Annotated in this window: 30 protein-coding genes; all 30 read right to left on the bottom strand. The window is 38.5% G+C overall.

The genetic code is table 11. The annotated features are described in order from the left end of the window. Positions 1-164: 164 nt before the first annotated feature. Entirely contained in the window at positions 165-278 is a 114-nt protein-coding gene (rpmJ, locus tag RHO11_10145; protein WVD60847.1) for a 50S ribosomal protein L36, read from the bottom strand. Between the two features lie 26 nt (positions 279-304). Continuing rightward, positions 305-1,648 carry a preprotein translocase subunit SecY gene (secY, locus tag RHO11_10140; protein WVD60846.1) on the bottom strand — a complete coding sequence of 448 codons (1,344 nt, stop codon included), beginning with the start codon at positions 1,646-1,648 and terminating at the stop codon, positions 305-307. Positions 1,649-1,656: 8 nt separating this feature from the next. Beyond that, entirely contained in the window at positions 1,657-2,091 is a 435-nt protein-coding gene (rplO, locus tag RHO11_10135) for a 50S ribosomal protein L15 (protein ID WVD60845.1), read from the bottom strand. Positions 2,092-2,097: 6 nt separating this feature from the next. After that, positions 2,098-2,277, bottom strand: a complete 180-nt coding sequence (rpmD, locus tag RHO11_10130) for a 50S ribosomal protein L30 (GenBank protein WVD60844.1) — start codon at positions 2,275-2,277, stop codon at positions 2,098-2,100. 6 nt (positions 2,278-2,283) lie between these two features. Continuing rightward, on the bottom strand, positions 2,284-2,784 hold the full coding sequence (rpsE, locus tag RHO11_10125; protein WVD60843.1) for a 30S ribosomal protein S5: 501 nt from the start codon (positions 2,782-2,784) through the stop codon (positions 2,284-2,286). A 14-nt stretch (positions 2,785-2,798) separates the two neighbouring features. Beyond that, positions 2,799-3,152 (bottom strand): 50S ribosomal protein L18, encoded by a 354-nt coding sequence (gene rplR, locus RHO11_10120; protein ID WVD60842.1) that lies wholly within the window; start codon positions 3,150-3,152, stop codon positions 2,799-2,801. Between the two features lie 9 nt (positions 3,153-3,161). Next, entirely contained in the window at positions 3,162-3,695 is a 534-nt protein-coding gene (gene rplF / locus RHO11_10115; protein WVD60841.1) for a 50S ribosomal protein L6, read from the bottom strand. A gap of 11 nt (positions 3,696-3,706) precedes the next feature. Then, positions 3,707-4,099, bottom strand: coding sequence for a 30S ribosomal protein S8 (gene rpsH / locus RHO11_10110; GenBank protein ID WVD60840.1), 393 nt, complete (start codon positions 4,097-4,099; stop codon positions 3,707-3,709). Between the two features lie 17 nt (positions 4,100-4,116). After that, on the bottom strand, positions 4,117-4,422 hold the full coding sequence (rpsN, locus tag RHO11_10105; protein ID WVD60839.1) for a 30S ribosomal protein S14: 306 nt from the start codon (positions 4,420-4,422) through the stop codon (positions 4,117-4,119). Between the two features lie 15 nt (positions 4,423-4,437). Then, entirely contained in the window at positions 4,438-4,977 is a 540-nt protein-coding gene (gene rplE / locus RHO11_10100; protein WVD60838.1) for a 50S ribosomal protein L5, read from the bottom strand. 13 nt (positions 4,978-4,990) lie between these two features. After that, complete coding sequence (rplX, locus tag RHO11_10095) at positions 4,991-5,305, bottom strand: 50S ribosomal protein L24 (GenBank protein ID WVD60837.1); 315 nt, start codon at positions 5,303-5,305, stop codon at positions 4,991-4,993. A 10-nt stretch (positions 5,306-5,315) separates the two neighbouring features. Continuing rightward, on the bottom strand, positions 5,316-5,687 hold the full coding sequence (rplN, locus tag RHO11_10090) for a 50S ribosomal protein L14 (GenBank protein WVD62885.1): 372 nt from the start codon (positions 5,685-5,687) through the stop codon (positions 5,316-5,318). A 197-nt stretch (positions 5,688-5,884) separates the two neighbouring features. Continuing rightward, positions 5,885-6,139, bottom strand: a complete 255-nt coding sequence (gene rpsQ, locus RHO11_10085; protein ID WVD60836.1) for a 30S ribosomal protein S17 — start codon at positions 6,137-6,139, stop codon at positions 5,885-5,887. Continuing rightward, positions 6,139-6,330 (bottom strand): 50S ribosomal protein L29, encoded by a 192-nt coding sequence (rpmC, locus tag RHO11_10080; protein ID WVD60835.1) that lies wholly within the window; start codon positions 6,328-6,330, stop codon positions 6,139-6,141. The genes rpsQ and rpmC overlap by 1 nt, the downstream gene beginning before the upstream one ends. Further along, positions 6,331-6,741 carry a 50S ribosomal protein L16 gene (gene rplP, locus RHO11_10075; protein WVD60834.1) on the bottom strand — a complete coding sequence of 137 codons (411 nt, stop codon included), beginning with the start codon at positions 6,739-6,741 and terminating at the stop codon, positions 6,331-6,333. A gap of 12 nt (positions 6,742-6,753) precedes the next feature. After that, positions 6,754-7,458, bottom strand: coding sequence for a 30S ribosomal protein S3 (gene rpsC / locus RHO11_10070; protein WVD60833.1), 705 nt, complete (start codon positions 7,456-7,458; stop codon positions 6,754-6,756). A gap of 15 nt (positions 7,459-7,473) precedes the next feature. Next, positions 7,474-7,806 (bottom strand): 50S ribosomal protein L22, encoded by a 333-nt coding sequence (gene rplV / locus RHO11_10065; GenBank protein ID WVD60832.1) that lies wholly within the window; start codon positions 7,804-7,806, stop codon positions 7,474-7,476. 13 nt (positions 7,807-7,819) lie between these two features. Next, positions 7,820-8,098: a 30S ribosomal protein S19 gene (gene rpsS, locus RHO11_10060; protein ID WVD60831.1), complete on the bottom strand. Its 279-nt coding sequence runs from the start codon at positions 8,096-8,098 to the stop codon at positions 7,820-7,822. Between the two features lie 18 nt (positions 8,099-8,116). Next, positions 8,117-8,941 (bottom strand): 50S ribosomal protein L2, encoded by an 825-nt coding sequence (gene rplB / locus RHO11_10055; GenBank protein WVD60830.1) that lies wholly within the window; start codon positions 8,939-8,941, stop codon positions 8,117-8,119. Between the two features lie 18 nt (positions 8,942-8,959). Further along, on the bottom strand, positions 8,960-9,262 hold the full coding sequence (gene rplW / locus RHO11_10050) for a 50S ribosomal protein L23 (protein ID WVD60829.1): 303 nt from the start codon (positions 9,260-9,262) through the stop codon (positions 8,960-8,962). After that, complete coding sequence (rplD, locus tag RHO11_10045; protein ID WVD60828.1) at positions 9,259-9,876, bottom strand: 50S ribosomal protein L4; 618 nt, start codon at positions 9,874-9,876, stop codon at positions 9,259-9,261. The genes rplW and rplD overlap by 4 nt, the downstream gene beginning before the upstream one ends. 16 nt (positions 9,877-9,892) lie before the next feature. Next, entirely contained in the window at positions 9,893-10,519 is a 627-nt protein-coding gene (rplC, locus tag RHO11_10040; GenBank protein ID WVD60827.1) for a 50S ribosomal protein L3, read from the bottom strand. Positions 10,520-10,553: 34 nt separating this feature from the next. Next, positions 10,554-10,865, bottom strand: coding sequence for a 30S ribosomal protein S10 (rpsJ, locus tag RHO11_10035; GenBank protein ID WVD60826.1), 312 nt, complete (start codon positions 10,863-10,865; stop codon positions 10,554-10,556). Positions 10,866-11,181: 316 nt separating this feature from the next. Then, positions 11,182-11,820, bottom strand: a complete 639-nt coding sequence (locus RHO11_10030; GenBank protein ID WVD60825.1) for a bifunctional 4-hydroxy-2-oxoglutarate aldolase/2-dehydro-3-deoxy-phosphogluconate aldolase — start codon at positions 11,818-11,820, stop codon at positions 11,182-11,184. A 211-nt stretch (positions 11,821-12,031) separates the two neighbouring features. Next, entirely contained in the window at positions 12,032-13,123 is a 1,092-nt protein-coding gene (locus tag RHO11_10025; protein ID WVD60824.1) for an iron-containing alcohol dehydrogenase family protein, read from the bottom strand. Positions 13,124-13,225: 102 nt separating this feature from the next. Further along, the gene (locus tag RHO11_10020) at positions 13,226-14,188 is read right to left on the bottom strand and encodes a hypothetical protein (protein ID WVD60823.1); all 963 of its coding nucleotides are present in this window, start codon (positions 14,186-14,188) and stop codon (positions 13,226-13,228) included. 171 nt (positions 14,189-14,359) lie between these two features. After that, positions 14,360-14,806 carry a PTS sugar transporter subunit IIA gene (locus RHO11_10015; GenBank protein WVD60822.1) on the bottom strand — a complete coding sequence of 149 codons (447 nt, stop codon included), beginning with the start codon at positions 14,804-14,806 and terminating at the stop codon, positions 14,360-14,362. Positions 14,807-14,816: 10 nt separating this feature from the next. After that, positions 14,817-15,311, bottom strand: a complete 495-nt coding sequence (locus RHO11_10010; GenBank protein WVD60821.1) for a PTS sugar transporter subunit IIB — start codon at positions 15,309-15,311, stop codon at positions 14,817-14,819. A gap of 34 nt (positions 15,312-15,345) precedes the next feature. Continuing rightward, positions 15,346-16,206, bottom strand: coding sequence for a PTS system mannose/fructose/sorbose family transporter subunit IID (locus RHO11_10005; protein ID WVD60820.1), 861 nt, complete (start codon positions 16,204-16,206; stop codon positions 15,346-15,348). Between the two features lie 51 nt (positions 16,207-16,257). Beyond that, positions 16,258-17,094 (bottom strand): PTS sugar transporter subunit IIC, encoded by an 837-nt coding sequence (locus RHO11_10000; GenBank protein WVD60819.1) that lies wholly within the window; start codon positions 17,092-17,094, stop codon positions 16,258-16,260. Positions 17,095-17,102 lie beyond the last annotated feature (8 nt).

Raw genomic sequence — 17,102 nt, 5'->3', positions numbered from 1 at the left:
CACTCCTATGTATTTAAAATTAAATAATCTAGTCACCTTTATACCGAAAAGCCCGTTTTCAGGATACTCAAATAAAGGGACCATAATAATTATAGGCTGGCTATTCTAGCCAGCTTACTATACTTTGGCAAGTAAAATATGTAAAAGCTTAATTAAAAAAGCAATTAGCCTTGACGTTGTTTGTGTTTACCTTCAACACAAATCACACGAACAACACCATTACGTTTAATAATTTTACAATTTCTACATAATCTCTTGACTGAAGCACGAACTTTCATTTTTCTCTCCGTAACTTCTGGCTAACTTATCGGCCATAGCCTTTAAGGTTAGCTTTCTTTAAAACGGACTCATAACGATTTGGCATCATAAGAGTCTGTATCTGTGCCATAAAATCCATGATAACAACAACAACAATGAGTAAAGATGTTCCGCCAAATTGAACTGGAACTTTCATCGCTGAAGTCATAAACATTGGAACTAAACAAACAAAGGTAATATAAAGAGCACCGACAAGTGTTAAACGAGTCATGACTTTATCGATATATTTAGCCGTTTGTTCACCTGGGCGAATTCCTGGAATAAACGCACCCGATTTTTTCAGTTGCTCAGCAGTTTCACGAGGGTTGAATACTAATGCTGTATAGAAGAAACAGAAAAATATAATCGCAGCTGCATAAAAAATCATATATAACGGCTGTTCATGTGAAAAATACTGTCCAATCACAACAAAAATATAACGCCACCCTTGTCCATCTCCTTGTAACCATGAGGCCATCATTGCTGGTAACATCACGATAGTTGAAGCAAAGATAGCAGGAATAACCCCAGCCATATTAATCTTCAACGGAAGATGGGTGCTTTGTGCTGCATAGACTCGGCGGCCTTGTTGACGCTGAGCATAGTTAACAACAATACGTCGTTGACCACGTTCAACAAATACAACAAAGTAAGTAATACCAATAACTAATGCTGCAACAACCAATAATAATATAGGATGCAATTCACCTAAACGAGCTTTTGCAATAGTTTCAACAATAGCGTGAGGCAGTCCGGCAACAATACCTGCAAAGATAATAATTGAGATACCATTACCAACACCTCTTTCAGTGATTTGTTCACCAAGCCACATTAAAAACATAGTGCCAGTAACTAAACTTACTGAGGCGATAAAATAGAAAGAGAAACCGGGATTAATAACCACTTGGCCAAATCCTGGAATCTGAGGCAACCCTGTAGCAATACCGACAGCCTGAATAATCGCAAGTACTAACGTACCGTAACGAGTATATTGGCTAATCTTTTTACGACCAGATTCACCTTCTTTTTTCAACTCTGCAAGTTTCGGGTTAATTGCCGTTAATAACTGCACAATAATAGATGCAGAAATATACGGCATGATACCTAATGCAAAAATTGAAGCTCGGCTTAACGCACCACCTGAGAACATATTGAACATGCCAATAATACCATTATCGCTTGCAGCTTGTGAAAGCAATTTGGTTAACGCCTCAGTATCGATACCAGGAACCGGAATAAAAGAACCAATACGGAACACGATCAGCGCCACAAGAACAAATAATAATCGCCTTCTGAGCTCACCACTTCCGCCTCTTGAACTTTGGAAATCTAATCCTGGTTGCTTTGCCATCTTTCTAATTATTCCTCGATTTTTCCACCAGCCGCTTCGATTGCAATTTTCGCACCTTTAGAGACACGAATACCACGAACGGTAACTGGTTTAGTAATTTCGCCTGCTAGCATAATTTTTGCAAATTCAATTTGTGTACTAATAACATTTGCGGCTTTTAGCGAATTTAAGTCAACAACATCACCTTCAACTTTCATTAAATCAGAAAGACGAACTTCTGTTGTTACCAAAGATTTGCGAGAAGTAAAGCCAAATTTAGGTAAGCGACGATATAATGGCATTTGACCACCCTCGAAACCACGACGAACACCGCCGCCTGAACGAGAATTTTGGCCTTTAACACCACGTCCGCCTGTTTTACCTAATCCAGAACCGATACCTCGGCCTAGACGTTTAGCAACATGTTTTGAACCTTCAGCAGGAGATAAAGTATTTAAACGCATTACTTATTACTCCTCTACTTTAACCATGTAATAAACTTGGTTAACCATACCACGCATCGCAGGAGTATCCTCACGCTCAACAGTATGACCAATTCCACGTAATCCTAGACCGCGTAACGTTGCTTTATGCTTCGGTAAACGTCCAATAGAACTACGAGTCTGTGTAATTTTAATCGTTTTAGCCATGGTCCATTACCCCAAAATATCTTCGACGGTTTTACCACGTTTTGCAGCGACCATTTCTGGTGATTTCATATTTTCTAATCCATCAATAGTTGCACGCACCACATTAATTGGGTTTGTAGAACCATACGCTTTTGCAAGAACGTTGCGAACTCCGGCAACTTCAAGTACTGCACGCATTGCACCACCGGCAATGATACCTGTACCTTCTGACGCTGGCTGCATATAAACACGAGAACCAGTATGGGCACCTTTAACTGGGTGCTGTAATGTTTCGTTATTCAATGCGACATTGATCATGTTACGACGAGCTTTTTCCATTGCTTTTTGAATAGCAGCTGGAACTTCGCGAGCTTTACCATAACCAAAACCTACACGACCATTACCATCACCAACCACTGTTAGTGCAGAAAAACTAAAAATACGACCACCTTTTACGGTTTTTGATACGCGATTAACTGCGATTAGTTTTTCCTGCAGTTCACCAGCTTGTTTTTCGATGTTTGACATCTTTAACTCCTACCTTAGAACTGAAGGCCAGCTTCGCGAGCAGCATCTGCTAACGCCTGAACTCGACCATGATATTGGAAACCAGAACGGTCAAAAGCGACATCTTTAATATCTTTCGCTAATGCACGCTCAGCAATTGCTTTACCAACTGCAGCCGCTGCGTCTTTGTTTCCGGTGTATTTTAAACTTTCACTGATAGCTTTTTCAAGAGTTGAAGCTGCTGCCAGTACTTCAGATCCGTTCGGTGCGATAATTTGCGCGTAAATATGACGCGGAGTACGGTGAACAACAAGACGTGTTGCCAATAACTCACGCATTTTCGCACGCGCTTTAGTTGCACGACGGATACGAGCTGATTTCTTATCCATAGTGTTACCTTACTTCTTCTTAGCTTCTTTAGTACGCACGACTTCGTCTGCGTAACGAACACCTTTACCTTTATAAGGTTCAGGACGACGATAAGCACGGATATCTGCTGCCACTTGACCAATTAACTGTTTATCAGCACTTTTCAGGATGATTTCAGTTTGTGATGGACACTCAGCGGTTACACCTGCAGGTAACTGATGCTCAATTGGATGTGAAAATCCAAGAGATAGACCAACAGCATTACCTTTAAGTTGTGCACGATAACCTACACCTACTAGCTGAAGTTTTTTAGTAAATCCTTCAGTAACACCAATTACCATTGAGTTAACCAATGCTCTTGCGGTTCCTGCTTGAGCCCAAGCATCAGCCGCGCCGTCACGAGGAGCAAATTTAATTGCACCATCTTCTTGGTTAAGAACAACAGCATTATTAATTGAACGAGATAACTCGCCATTTTTACCTTTAATCGTAATTACCTGACCGTTGAGTTTTACCTCTACGCCAGCAGGAATAACGACAGGTGCTTTAGCAACACGAGACATTTTTTTCTCCCTTACGCTACGTAGCAGATAATTTCACCACCAAGACCTGCTTGGCGTGCTGCTCGATCAGTCATAACACCTTTAGAAGTAGAAATAACCGCGATACCTAATCCTGCCATTACTTTTGGTAATTCATCTTTACGTTTATAAATACGTAAACCAGGACGGCTAACACGTTTAATAGTTTCTACTACTGCCTTACCTTGGAAATACTTTAATGTAATTTCTAGTTCAGGCTTAGTGTCACCTATAATTTTGTAGTCTTCTACATAACCTTCTTCTTTTAGCACGTTGGCAATTGCCACTTTTAACTTAGAGGAAGGCATGGTGACCGCAACTTTGTTTGCAGCTTGACCATTACGAACTCGGGTCAACATATCTGCAATAGGATCTTGCATGCTCATCTATAACACTCCTCTGATTACCAACTTGCCTTCTTAAGACCAGGAATTTCACCGCGCATAGCAGTCTCCCTAACCTTAATACGGCTTAGACCAAACTTACGAAGGACGCCATGTGGACGACCCGTTTGACGACAACGATTACGTTGACGAGATGGACTAGAATCTCGAGGAAGCGTTTGCAATTTAAGCACCGCATTCCAACGATCTTCATCTGTAGAATCAACTCCAGAGATGATCGCTTTTAATTCTTGACGCTTTGCAAAGTATCTATTTGCTAGCTTTACGCGTTTTTTATCACGCTCAATCATTGATTGTTTAGCCATTAGTTTACCCTACCCTTACTTACGAAATGGAAAGTTAAAGGCAGACAACAACGCGCGGCCTTCATCATCTGATTGTGCAGTGGTGGTGATAGTAATATCTAAACCACGAACACGATCGACTTTGTCGTAGTCGATTTCAGGGAAAACGATCTGCTCACGAACGCCCATACTATAGTTACCACGACCATCGAAAGATTTTGCGCTTAAACCACGAAAATCTCGAGTACGAGGTAGAGCTATATAAACTAAACGTTCAAAGAACTCCCACATACGCTCGCCACGTAAAGTGACTTTACAACCAATAGGATACCCTTGACGGATTTTAAAACCAGCAACTGATTTGCGTGCTTTAGTGACAAGTGGTTTTTGACCACTGATAGCAGCTAAATCTGCTACAGCATTATCTAATAATTTCTTATCAGTAATTGCTTCACCAACACCCATATTCAAGGTGATCTTTTCGATCCGAGGGACTTGCATGACAGATTTGTAGCCAAACTGTTCTTGCAGTTTATTTACTACCTGTGCATTGTAGTGATCATGCAGTTTCGCCATCGTACACTCCAAATTACTTAATTGTTTCATTAGTAGACTTGTAGAAGCGGACTTTTTTGCCATCTTCAAAACGGAAGCCTACGCGATCTGCTTTGCCAGTTGCATTGTTGAAAATTGCTACGTTAGAAACATTTATTGCTGCTTCTTGTTCAACAATTCCACCATCTTGATTTAATGCTGGTACTGGTTTTTGGTGTTTTTTCACCAAATTAATACCTTCAATAATCACTTTGCCTGTAGACAAAACACTTTTAACTTTACCGCGCTTACCTTTATCTTTACCAGTTAACACGATAACTTCATCTTCTCGACGGATTTTCGCTGCCATTACCCGCTCCTTACAGTACTTCTGGTGCTAGTGAAATGATCTTCATAAACTTCTCAGAACGAAGTTCACGAGTGACCGGTCCAAAAATACGCGTACCAATCGGTTGCTCACTGTTATTATTTAAAATAACACAAGCGTTACGATCGAAACGAATGACAGATCCATCAGGGCGACGAACCCCTTTTCTAGTGCGCACCACTACCGCTTTAAGTACATCACCTTTTTTTACTTTACCACGTGGAATTGCTTCTTTGATGGTAACTTTGATGATATCACCTACCGCAGCATAACGACGATGCGACCCACCTAGAACCTTGATACACATTACGCTACGTGCGCCAGAGTTATCAGCAACATCAAGCCTAGTCTGCTCTTGGATCATTTTAATGCTCCATATTAATAAATTATTGTCTAATCTACCTTCATCCACATCAACTACCATGGATAAGAATAGACAACCAAAATCCCCATTTTTATGAGGGTGGCTAGTATAACACCACTCTAATAAAATAGGTAGCATAAAATAAACGGCTATTACAGCCGTTTATGATATTTTTGTACGATTCTTAATCAAATAGATTAAATTACCGCTTTTTCAACGATTCGAACTAGAGTCCAAGACTTAGTCTTAGATAAAGGACGACACTCTTTAATTTCAACAGTATCACCAATACCACACTCGTTATTTTCATCATGTACATGCAATTTAGTCGTACGTTTAATGAACTTACCATATAAAGGGTGTTTCACTTTACGTTCAATAGCAACAGTAATAGATTTATCCATTTTGTCACTAATAACACGACCTTGCTGAGTACGAATATTATCAGTCATTACGCACCCGCCTTCTCAGTTAATAATGTTTTAACTCGTGCAATATCACGACGCACTTGTCTAACTAAATGAGTTTGTTGTAACTGACCACCCGCTAACTGCATACGTAAATTAAATTGTTCACGTAATAAGTTTAGAAGTTCAGTATTTAACTCTTCAACGCTTTTTTCGCGTAGCTCTTTTGCTTTCATTTACATCACCGTCTTGATTACAAAGGTGGTTTTAATCGGCAGTTTTGCTGCTGCCAACGCAAATGCTTCACGAGCAACTTCTTCCGGTACACCATCCATTTCATAGAGGACTTTACCTGGTTGAATTAGTGCAACCCAATATTCAACGTTACCCTTACCTTTACCCATACGCACTTCAAGTGGTTTTTCAGTAATTGGTTTATCAGGGAATACTCGAATCCAGATTTTACCTTGACGCTTAACTGCACGTGTCATTGCACGACGTGCTGCTTCGATCTGGCGCGCAGTCAAACGACCACGACCAACAGCCTTCAGACCGAACGTACCGAAGCTAATATCGGCACCTGCAGCTAGACCGCGATTGCGACCCTTATGCATTTTACGGAATTTTGTACGCTTTGGTTGTAACATCAGCGACGCTCCTTATTGTTTCCGGCCTTTACGCTGCTTTTTCGGTTGAGCAGCAGGTTTATTATCTGCTTGTTCAACGGCAGCCATACCACCAAGGATCTCACCTTTGAAGATCCACACTTTTACACCAATAATACCATAAGTTGTTAGTGCTTCTGATAAACCATAATCAATATCAGCACGTAGTGTATGTAATGGCACACGACCTTCACGATACCATTCAGAACGAGCAATCTCTGCTCCACCTAAACGGCCACTAACTTCAACTTTGATACCCTTAGCACCTGCTTTCATTGCATTTTGTACTGCGCGTTTCATTGCACGACGGAACATTACACGACGCTCTAATTGAGCGGTGATGCTGTCAGCAACTAATTTTGCATCAAGTTCAGGTTTACGAACTTCAGCAATATTAATTTGCGCTGGTACGCCAGCAATATTTGCTATGGCATTACGTAATTTTTCAACGTCTTCACCTTTTTTACCGATTACGATACCAGGGCGAGCTGTGTGAATAGTCACACGAATACTTTTAGCTGGACGTTCGATCACGATTTTTGAGATTGACGCTTGCGCTAATTCTTTATTTAAGAATTGACGCACTTTAAAATCGCCATCCAAGTTATCGGCGAATTCTTTAGTATCTGCATACCAGGTAGATGTCCAAGGTTTGACAATACCTAATCGGATACCATTTGGATTTACTTTTTGACCCATTGCTATTCTCCAGACCTAGCGATCAGACACGATCACAGTAATGTGACTCGTACGCTTCAAAATTCGATCTGCACGACCTTTAGCGCGAGGCATAATTCGCTTCATGCTAGGGCCTTCATCTACGAAAATTTTTGCAACTTTCAGATCATCAATATCAGCACCATCGTTATGCTCTGCATTAGCAATAGCAGACTCTAATACTTTTTTAACTAATACAGCCGCTTTTTTATTGGTGTACGTTAAAATATCAAGTGCTTGTGACACACTCTTACCGCGAACAAGATCTGCAACTAAGCGAACTTTTTGCGCAGAAGAACGAGCGTGGCGGTATTTTGCAATTGTTTCCATCTCTTTCTCCTACTTATTTCTTCTTAGCTTTCTTATCTGCTGCGTGACCGCGATAAGTACGAGTCGGCGCGAATTCACCTAATTTATGACCAACCATTTCGTCGGTAACATAAACAGGCACGTGCTGACGACCATTATGGACAGCGATGGTCAAACCGATCATGTTAGGAAAGATCGTTGAACGACGGGACCAAGTGCGCAAAGGCTTCTTGTCTCCGCTTTCCACCGCTTTCTCTACCTTCTTCAGCAAGTGTAGGTCAATAAAAGGACCCTTCTTGAGAGAACGTGGCATAGCTAATCCTCTATTTAATTATTTTTTATTACGATGGCGAACAATGTACTTATCAGTACGTTTGTTGCTACGAGTTTTCAATCCTTTGGCTTTTTGACCCCATGGAGACACAGGATGTTTACCAAAGTTACGACCTTCACCACCACCATGCGGGTGATCTACTGGGTTCATTGCTGTACCACGAACTGTCGGACGAATACCTCTCCAACGGCTTGCACCAGCTTTACCTAATACGCGAAGCATATGTTCTGAGTTACCAACTTCACCAACAGTGGCACGGCAATCAGCTAATACTTTACGCATTTCGCCAGAACGAAGACGAAGAGTAACATATGAACCATCACGCGCAACGATTTGAACATAACTACCAGCAGAGCGAGCAAGTTGTCCGCCTTTACCTGGTTTCATTTCAACGTTGTGCACAGTAGAACCAACAGGGATATTGCGCATTGGTAAACAGTTACCTGCTTTAATCGATGCATCAACACCAGATTGGATCTGATCTCCAGCTTTTAAGCCTTTTGGAGCTAAAATATAACGACGTTCACCGTCTTTATATAAAACTAAAGCAATATTCGCACTGCGGTTTGGATCATATTCCAAACGTTCTACTACAGCAGGGATACCGTCTTTATTTCGTTTAAAGTCAACAATACGATAATGTTGTTTATGACCACCGCCAATGTGACGAGTAGTGATACGACCATTATTATTGCGACCACCAGTTTTGCTTTTTGAATCAAGCAACGGTGCATAAGGTTTTCCTTTATGCAACTCTGGGTTAACCACTTTAACAACGTGGCGACGACCCGGAGATGTAGGTTTACACTTAACAACTGCCATTGTTCTTACTCCTCCGAATTACTCAGTGACGCCCGCAAGGTCTAAATTTTGACCTTCCGCTAAAGTGACGTAAGCTTTTTTCCAGTCGCTACGACGACCAATTTGTTGACCACGACGTTTTACTTTACCTTTAACGATAAGAGTATTTACATCGTTTACCTTAACTTCAAATAGTTGTTCAACTGCGGCTTTGATCTCTTTCTTAGTAGCATCTTTGGCAACTTTTAACACTAAAGTGTTAGCCTTCTCCATTGAAAGAGATGCTTTTTCAGAAACATGTGGTGCACGCAGGACCTTTAGCAGACGCTCTTCACGAATCATGCTACTTTCTCCTCTGCTAACATTGCCTCAACTTGTTTCACTGCATCAACAGTCATGAGAACTTTTTCAAACGCAATTAAACTAACTGGATCAATACCGGCAACATCACGTACATCAACTTTGTAGATATTACGTGAAGCTAAGAAAAGGTTTTCATCAACTTCAGAAGTAATAATCAATACATCGTTAAGATCCATATCTTTTAATTTCTGAGTTAATAACTTCGTCTTAGGTGCTTCTACAGTGAACTTTTCAACAACCACTAAACGATCTTGACGCACTAATTCAGAGAAAATACTCTTAAGTGCTCCACGATACATTTTACGGTTAACTTTTTGACTATGGTCCTGATTCTTAGCAGCAAATGTTACACCACCGCTACGCCAGATTGGGCTCTTAACAGAACCTGAACGAGCACGACCAGTACCTTTTTGACGCCATGGCTTTTTGCCTGAACCAGCTACTTCTGCACGAGTTTTCTGACCACGAGTTCCTTGACGAGCTCCTGATGCATATGCAACAACAACTTGATGAACTAATGCTTCATTAAAATCACGTCCGAAGGTAGTTTCAGAAACAGAGATCGCTTGCGCGTCTTTAACTACTAATTCCATTTCACTCTCCTCGACGTTAAGCTTTAATCGCTGGTTTAACAAAAACGTCACTATTGATTGCACCCGGTACAGCACCCTTAATTAAAATAAGGTTACGTTCTGCATCTACACGTACAACATCTAGGTTTTGAACAGTTACACGTTCATTACCTAAGTGACCTGCCATTTTACGACCTTTGAACACTTTACCCGGAGTTTGGTTTTGACCGATAGAGCCATGACCACGGTGTGCCAAAGAGTTACCATGAGTAGCATCTTGAGTACGGAAATTCCAACGTTTAGTAACGCCAGCAAATCCTTTACCTTTTGATGTACCAGTAACATCCACTTTTTTAACGTCTGTAAAAATATCGACATTAATGCTTTGACCTACAGTAAATTCGCCTTCTTCAAAACGGAATTCCCATAGACCACGACCAGCTTCTACACCAGCCTTAGCAAAATGACCTGCATCAGGTTTATTTACACGGCTAGCTTTTTTGCTACCGGTAGTAACCTGAACAGCTTGATAACCATCATTTTCAAGTGTTTTAACTTGAGTAATGCGGTTTGCTTCAACTTCAATTACGGTTACAGGGATAGAAACACCATCTTCAGTGAAGATTCGTGTCATTCCCACTTTTCGACCGACTAAACCAATCATTGTTTCGACCTCTCAATCTTTACCAGCCTAGGCCTTAACCTAAACTGATCTGCACGTCAACACCAGCAGCAAGATCTAGACGCATCAATGCATCAACTGTTTTTTCAGTTGGTTCAACGATATCGACTAGACGTTTATGAGTACGAATCTCGTATTGATCACGCGCATCTTTATTAACATGTGGTGAAATCAATACAGTGAAACGCTCTTTGCGCGTCGGTAATGGAATAGGACCACGAACTTGCGCACCAGTACGCTTCGCAGTTTCAACGATTTCCGCAGTAGATTGATCAATCAAACGATGATCAAATGCTTTTAGACGGATTCGGATTCTTTGGTTCTGCATGAGACCAGAGCTCCACTATAAAAAAGTTATAACAAAAGACTACTCCTCAATTCCTGTTTCGATTGACAGGAGAGTGTAATCCGTTCTTTTACGTAACCCCCAAATCGGGAGTATTGTAGTGATGTAACAACAACTTACATCCAATAATCTTTGCCTTTATTCGGCGAAGTTTGATTATTATACTGAAAAACGGAATTAATGCAACTTTTTATAGTCTTAAATCATTATTCTATTTTCAGATTAAACTCGACGAAAACAATAACACACCTGAATACTACAATAACTTATAGTATTCAGTGGTCACCGCTAACAAAGATTATTTTGCGCCTTCTACAGCTTGTTTAGCTAGTTCTGTAATTTTAGCAAAATCACCATTTGCAATTGCATCAGTTGGTACAAACCAAGATCCGCCAACACAAAGGACATTTTTTAATGCTAAATATTCTCGATAATTTTTTAAACTTATGCCGCCTGTTGGACAAAACTTAATATCGGGGATAGGGCCAGAGAATGCTTTAAGTGCAGCAACGCCACCATTCACTTCAGCTGGGAAGAATTTTAACGCGGTTAATCCAGCTTCTTTTGCAAGCAATAATTCACTAATCGTTGCAATACCAGGAATAACAGGTACGTCACCTTCGGTTGCAGCTTTTAAAATTGAAGGTGTTAAGCCCGGAGTGATAATAAATTCAACACCCGCTTTAGTCACTTCTTTTAATTGTTCAACACTTGTCACAGTTCCAGCCCCAACAACTGCTTCAGGCACTTCAGCAATAATTTTTTTGATTGCATCAAGTGCGCATGCCGTTCGTAAAGTCACTTCTAATACTCTTACGCCACCAGCAATTAATGCTTTTGCTAATGGAACTGCATCATTAATATCATCAATAACAATCACTGGCACAACAGGACCTAAAGATAATATTTCCTCTGCTGATCTTTTCCACTTTTTCATACTAACCTCTAGTAAATTAAAATTTCGTTAATTATCCAACTGGATAATATAATGGTTTATTCTAGTTAAAAATCTAATCATTTTACTAAACATCATACTATCTTTTTCAAGACAAAAATAACAAATCTATGCTCTTCTTTATACCATAACAAAGAATACACCACAAATAGGCAACCTTTAACAATATAGGACAAAAAGGTTATTTCTTATTCTATTTGTTCTGCATGAAAGTTGCTAAAGATCTACTTTCTTGTAAGGCTTTTAAAATTGCCTCAGGACTAATATCAAAAGGCATCAGTTTATATGAGTTTGGCTTAATTTTTGTTCGTTGAGCAATCTCAACTAATGTATCATCAGATATGACTGATGACAATTGAGCTGGCGTTAAAGGCATACCCAATCTAGCTAACCAGCTTAATAATGGTATTCTATCCTCGGCATTTGGGTATTCTAAAATTGCTTGAATAGCAAGACCATAACCGACTTTTTCGCCATGAACCCATTTTAAAACATCTGGAATATGTGTCAAACTATCATGAATGGCATGAGCTATACCTGATCTTTGAGCGCCATCTCTCACACTATTAGCAAGACCGGCTAAAGCAATATTTGCATCAATGGTATGACTGACCGCTTTAGTAATTTTGCCTTCTTGGTAATCTTTGATAGCTTGATCACTGTGCTCAACTAAAACATCAAATGTCAATTTAGCAATCTGTAGTTGTAGTAATAAATTGATATCATCACTTGTTTTCAAATAAGGTGAAAACTCATACCATTTTGCTGCTGCATCAATAATTCCAGCTTTAAAAAAGCGTACCGGTGATTTAATAATTACCTCAGGGTCGACTAAAATCCACTCAGGATAGCGCGATAATGGAAAACTTTTAATATGAGCGCCTTTATCATCATATAACACACTAAATGGTGACCACGCAGCACAAGTAGCAGCAATAGTTGGGACTTGAATAACTGGTAATGGGCCAGCGAGCTCTGCAACAACTTTACTACAATCCATAATAGTACCGCCACCAACACCAATAATCACCGATGATTTTAGCGCCTTAACTTCATCAGCTACCGCAGTTAATTTTTCTAAATTACATTTATAAGAAATCAGTTTAACATTAAATTTTATATTTGCAGCTTGTAACGATTTTTCAATCGTTGCTCCGGTCTGTTGCCAAGCTTTTTCGCCAGCAATAATAAATGCATCGTTTCCAAATTCAGCAACATATTTGCCAACTTGAGATAAAATATCCGACTCTTGTAAATAATTTTTTGGGGTTTGTATTTTTAACATATGTCGTCCTATAGCAATATCTTTCGTTATACAATATGGACTTAAACTTTGATGCTTAAATCCGTCGAATCACTCTATGATGATTATATTTTTGTACTACGCTTATTGATTTTTATCGTTATTTAACTCGTCATTACCACTAACTAATTGCAAACATAAGTTAAGCATTGTTTCTGTATGCTGCTCGATTCTCTCAGTAGATAATTCGTTATCTTTACTAGAATTAGCATTATTGACTTTCACTCTATTCAATCTATCTTGTTTACCTGAAGTAACCAATAGATAGTGTTTAAACTTGGTATCTATATATCCTTCCGTAAAGGAAATATTATGTAAATCGGGAGCATAATTATCAGGTTTAAATATCTGAATTTGTTCATCATTACCAATACTATCAACAAAGATAACTGTTTTTTTAAGAATATTTTTTGAATAATTTTCTAGCATCCTCAAACCAAAGGAATTTGTACATCCACCATCTAAGAGCACAAATGCTATTTTTCTTTTACGCTTTTTATCTAGCTTACTCATTAAATTGAGTAATAAAATTAAGCTAGAGCTATTACACACAAAGTTTTTTTGATTTGGTATACCACCGTGATAACGAACAATAAAATAGAATAAAACTAATGTTGTCAGCAACGATAACAAACCGGAAAAACTGAGTAAACCGGCCTCTTGAATACCTGGAATAAAAAGAAAAAGATTCAAAGCAATAGATAATAAAAAAGTAACGATTATCGGTAATAAACTAATTAAATAATTTTTTTTATTAAAAGAGTTATTAAATGCATACTTGCTTGTTAAATTAAAATTTTTAACACCTGTATCATAATGCGTACAAATAATAATATCGGCTTTATTGAGATCACCAATATAACCATTATAGAAATTTTGATACCGTCTTTTAGCTAGTTGTAATTTTGCTAATTTAGCATCTAGTTGATACCCTAATTGCAATACTTCTTTACTAAAGACACGAAGAAAGGAGATTTTTTCTTTAGCAAAAAAACGCCTTCCAAAAAGAACACAATATCGCAATATAAGATCAGTTAGAGAATCCATGAATAAAATACCAAACCCAATTCAAAAGTTATATAAGAGTCTTAGCTAGAATAAAGTAAATTAACATTTCAATATGCTATTTATTTAACAGCATATAGTTCATCAAGATTGATGATCTTAGTATTAATTGGATGAATAGTATAAATACTATTCATCCAATATACGTCAAAATTAATAATCGTCGCCGTCTCCAGCTGAATTATTTGCAGCATTTAGCTCTGCTAACGCATCTTTCATATTTTCAACACCAGCACTAATTACATCTTTTGTTAGCTCATCAAGAGATGAAAAATCACGATTACAAACGGCTGTAATAACCATCGGTAAACTCATTCCACTAACAATACTGACCGGAATATTTAAAGCATTCCATTCAGGTAAGCACTTCATTGAAGCGTTATAAGGTGATGCACCAAATAAATCAACAAAAATGAGGACTCCTTCACCTGCATTGAGCTCTTTACTTTTTACTAAAATATCCGAACTTAAAGTTGCAATATCTTGGCCAGGAACAAGAGATAGTGTGTCGAATTGCTTAGCATCACCAACAATCATACCAACACTGTCTTTTATACCTTCAGCCATTTTGCCGTGACTAACTAATAACACACCGATCATGGCCTACTCCTTAAGCAAACATTTTGACAGCTTCATCTAATGAAACTTTTTTCAGTGATGGCGTAGCTTGAAAATAAATATTAATCCCTAAGCTTTGTTTTAAATCAACGAGAAGATCTAATTGTTCTTTATTGATTGCCACTTCATTAATAACTTTAATGGTACCTGGTGTTTGTGGTATTCCACCAATATTTAATTCACTCACAGGGACGCCTGCTTTAAGTATTTTGTACATAACTTCAATACTTTTAGTAATTAACATAACATTAAAATCATCATATTGACGATCATTCCAATAACGCACTGCACCATCTTCTTTTAAAACACGCACTTTATGGCCCGTTTGTGAACCAGCACTAACTATGATGTTTTTAGTAAAATCATCATTAGCAGATACATCATCTGCCACAAATAGTGCATTAGCACCTGCTGATTTCGATACATTTGTCGCAACTTGGCCGTGAATTAAGCGGCTGTCGACTCGAGCTAAAACAACTTTACCCATAATAAAAATCCTATCTATTTAAAATAATAATATCTTATAAAACACCAATTGCCGCAAGTACAGCCAAAATAACAGTTAATCCAACTAAAGCATTAGTGACTTTTAACCCTTTCTTGACAAAATAAACATACAAGCCAGCAACAACTAATAATGGTAATATTCCTGGTAAAATTTGATCCAATAACTGTTGAATAACAAATTTTTTGCCAGAGATGTCAAATTGTAAGCTAGATGAAACTTTAATATAGCTTGCTGCTAAAATACCCATCATGAAAAGACCAAGTATTGATAGTCCTTCAATAAGCATTTGCATTTTAGCCCCGACCACTTCAGCACCGGCATTTCGCCCTAATTTAAATCCTAACTGAGCAAAATAGTAACCAACCGCTAATTGATAAAGTACAAACGCGATAAATGGAAATAAAGCACCAGCTGCAGAACCTTGTTGAGCCCAAGGTAGAGCAATAGCAATAAAAATATATTGTACGGTACCTGAGTCAATCGCATCACCAATACCGGCTAATGCTCCCATCAAACCTGCTTTAGTATTATATAACAAATTATCATCAATACTGATTGGTTTATTTTCATATACCTCATTCGCTCTCACTGATTCAAGCGATGACATAATCCCGGCAATGGTTCCTCCACCCCAAGTTAACTGCGTATTAAAAAATAATAAATGACGTTGATAAGCCGCCGCAAGTTGTGATTTATCTTTATACAATTTTTTCAAAATAGGAATTAATGCCCACATCAATGATGCAGCCAAATAGCGATCGAAAGAATGCGGAATTTCATTAGCGTAATACCATCTTAACCAAGCAAAAGTCACGTCACGTTTGGTGATCTCTTGAGGTTTTAAATCAATACTTTGTTGTGTTATCTCACTCATACTCTTTTCCTTCTAATATTCTGTTATAACAATGACAATTTTTTGCAATGATTAATAATCATCGTCATCATCACTCGTGTGAGCTGAATTATTTGAAACGCCACGACCTAAATTGTCTTTGACAGAATTAAATGTTTCACTTTTCACGAGAACAAATAAGAATGCGATAATTGCGCCAATAATAGCGTAAGTTACCATGGTAATATTTAGCGATTTTGTTGTAACAGCTAGAAAATATGCCAATACGAAGAAAATCACATAATTACGTTTACCAATAACATACACAGTTAATGCAATACCCACTGCGGCTAAACCACCACCAATAACACTCAAAATGTGGAATACAATATTCCCTTCATTTTGTCTAATAATGTCAGCAATAACTGGAGCACCATAATAAAGAACAACAAAAATAAACGGGATAAAGATAATGAATGAACAAATCGTTGGTAAAATAATGATTGAGAATGTTAGCCCTGAACTATTTCCTTGTTCGGCATACTTCTCAGTAAATTTTTGCATAATAAATGTATTAACAAAAAAACGAAATTGATAAAGATAAGAACCAAGCAACCCAACTGGTACTGCAATTCCTACTGCTGCAGTCGGTTGCATATTACTCAGTAATGCAACAGGTACAGCAATAGCGGCAGCGACAGCAGGTTCTGATGGCATTTGACCACCAGGAGAAAATACGCCCATATACATCAACTGGATCGCAGCTGTTATCATCATGGCCTGTGCAATGTCACCAAAGACAACACCGACCACCAATCCCGTCATCAGTGGTGTAAAACGTAGTGTTAACGTTGCCCCCCCCAATGCCCTAGACATAACTAAAGCAACCCAAATTGCAATAATGGCAGCTTGAAAAAATGTAACTTCCATAAAATAAC

This window comes from Orbaceae bacterium BiB (assembly GCA_036251205.1).
Taxonomy (GTDB): Bacteria; Pseudomonadota; Gammaproteobacteria; order Enterobacterales; family Orbaceae; genus Orbus; species Orbus mooreae.
This window is presented reverse-complemented; position numbering and strand designations above follow the sequence as displayed.

Bases quoted from the DNA above. Each gene is read 5' to 3' on its own strand.
- rpmJ (WVD60847.1), bottom strand. From the start codon at position 278: ATGAAAGTTCGTGCTTCAGTCAAGAGATTATGTAGAAATTGTAAAATT.
- secY (WVD60846.1), bottom strand. From the start codon at position 1,648: ATGGCAAAGCAACCAGGATTAGATTTCCAAAGTTCAAGAGGCGGAAGT.
- rplO (WVD60845.1), bottom strand. From the start codon at position 2,091: ATGCGTTTAAATACTTTATCTCCTGCTGAAGGTTCAAAACATGTTGCT.
- rpmD (WVD60844.1), bottom strand. From the start codon at position 2,277: ATGGCTAAAACGATTAAAATTACACAGACTCGTAGTTCTATTGGACGT.
- rpsE (WVD60843.1), bottom strand. From the start codon at position 2,784: ATGTCAAACATCGAAAAACAAGCTGGTGAACTGCAGGAAAAACTAATC.
- rplR (WVD60842.1), bottom strand. From the start codon at position 3,152: ATGGATAAGAAATCAGCTCGTATCCGTCGTGCAACTAAAGCGCGTGCG.
- rplF (WVD60841.1), bottom strand. From the start codon at position 3,695: ATGTCTCGTGTTGCTAAAGCACCTGTCGTTATTCCTGCTGGCGTAGAG.
- rpsH (WVD60840.1), bottom strand. From the start codon at position 4,099: ATGAGCATGCAAGATCCTATTGCAGATATGTTGACCCGAGTTCGTAAT.
- rpsN (WVD60839.1), bottom strand. From the start codon at position 4,422: ATGGCTAAACAATCAATGATTGAGCGTGATAAAAAACGCGTAAAGCTA.
- rplE (WVD60838.1), bottom strand. From the start codon at position 4,977: ATGGCGAAACTGCATGATCACTACAATGCACAGGTAGTAAATAAACTG.
- rplX (WVD60837.1), bottom strand. From the start codon at position 5,305: ATGGCAGCGAAAATCCGTCGAGAAGATGAAGTTATCGTGTTAACTGGT.
- rplN (WVD62885.1), bottom strand. From the start codon at position 5,687: ATGATCCAAGAGCAGACTAGGCTTGATGTTGCTGATAACTCTGGCGCA.
- rpsQ (WVD60836.1), bottom strand. From the start codon at position 6,139: ATGACTGATAATATTCGTACTCAGCAAGGTCGTGTTATTAGTGACAAA.
- rpmC (WVD60835.1), bottom strand. From the start codon at position 6,330: ATGAAAGCAAAAGAGCTACGCGAAAAAAGCGTTGAAGAGTTAAATACT.
- rplP (WVD60834.1), bottom strand. From the start codon at position 6,741: ATGTTACAACCAAAGCGTACAAAATTCCGTAAAATGCATAAGGGTCGC.
- rpsC (WVD60833.1), bottom strand. From the start codon at position 7,458: ATGGGTCAAAAAGTAAATCCAAATGGTATCCGATTAGGTATTGTCAAA.
- rplV (WVD60832.1), bottom strand. From the start codon at position 7,806: ATGGAAACAATTGCAAAATACCGCCACGCTCGTTCTTCTGCGCAAAAA.
- rpsS (WVD60831.1), bottom strand. From the start codon at position 8,098: ATGCCACGTTCTCTCAAGAAGGGTCCTTTTATTGACCTACACTTGCTG.
- rplB (WVD60830.1), bottom strand. From the start codon at position 8,941: ATGGCAGTTGTTAAGTGTAAACCTACATCTCCGGGTCGTCGCCACGTT.
- rplW (WVD60829.1), bottom strand. From the start codon at position 9,262: ATGATTCGTGAAGAGCGTCTGCTAAAGGTCCTGCGTGCACCACATGTT.
- rplD (WVD60828.1), bottom strand. From the start codon at position 9,876: ATGGAATTAGTAGTTAAAGACGCGCAAGCGATCTCTGTTTCTGAAACT.
- rplC (WVD60827.1), bottom strand. From the start codon at position 10,519: ATGATTGGTTTAGTCGGTCGAAAAGTGGGAATGACACGAATCTTCACT.
- rpsJ (WVD60826.1), bottom strand. From the start codon at position 10,865: ATGCAGAACCAAAGAATCCGAATCCGTCTAAAAGCATTTGATCATCGT.
- RHO11_10030 (WVD60825.1), bottom strand. From the start codon at position 11,820: ATGAAAAAGTGGAAAAGATCAGCAGAGGAAATATTATCTTTAGGTCCT.
- RHO11_10025 (WVD60824.1), bottom strand. From the start codon at position 13,123: ATGTTAAAAATACAAACCCCAAAAAATTATTTACAAGAGTCGGATATT.
- RHO11_10020 (WVD60823.1), bottom strand. From the start codon at position 14,188: ATGGATTCTCTAACTGATCTTATATTGCGATATTGTGTTCTTTTTGGA.
- RHO11_10015 (WVD60822.1), bottom strand. From the start codon at position 14,806: ATGATCGGTGTGTTATTAGTTAGTCACGGCAAAATGGCTGAAGGTATA.
- RHO11_10010 (WVD60821.1), bottom strand. From the start codon at position 15,311: ATGGGTAAAGTTGTTTTAGCTCGAGTCGACAGCCGCTTAATTCACGGC.
- RHO11_10005 (WVD60820.1), bottom strand. From the start codon at position 16,206: ATGAGTGAGATAACACAACAAAGTATTGATTTAAAACCTCAAGAGATC.
- RHO11_10000 (WVD60819.1), bottom strand. From the start codon at position 17,094: ATGGAAGTTACATTTTTTCAAGCTGCCATTATTGCAATTTGGGTTGCT.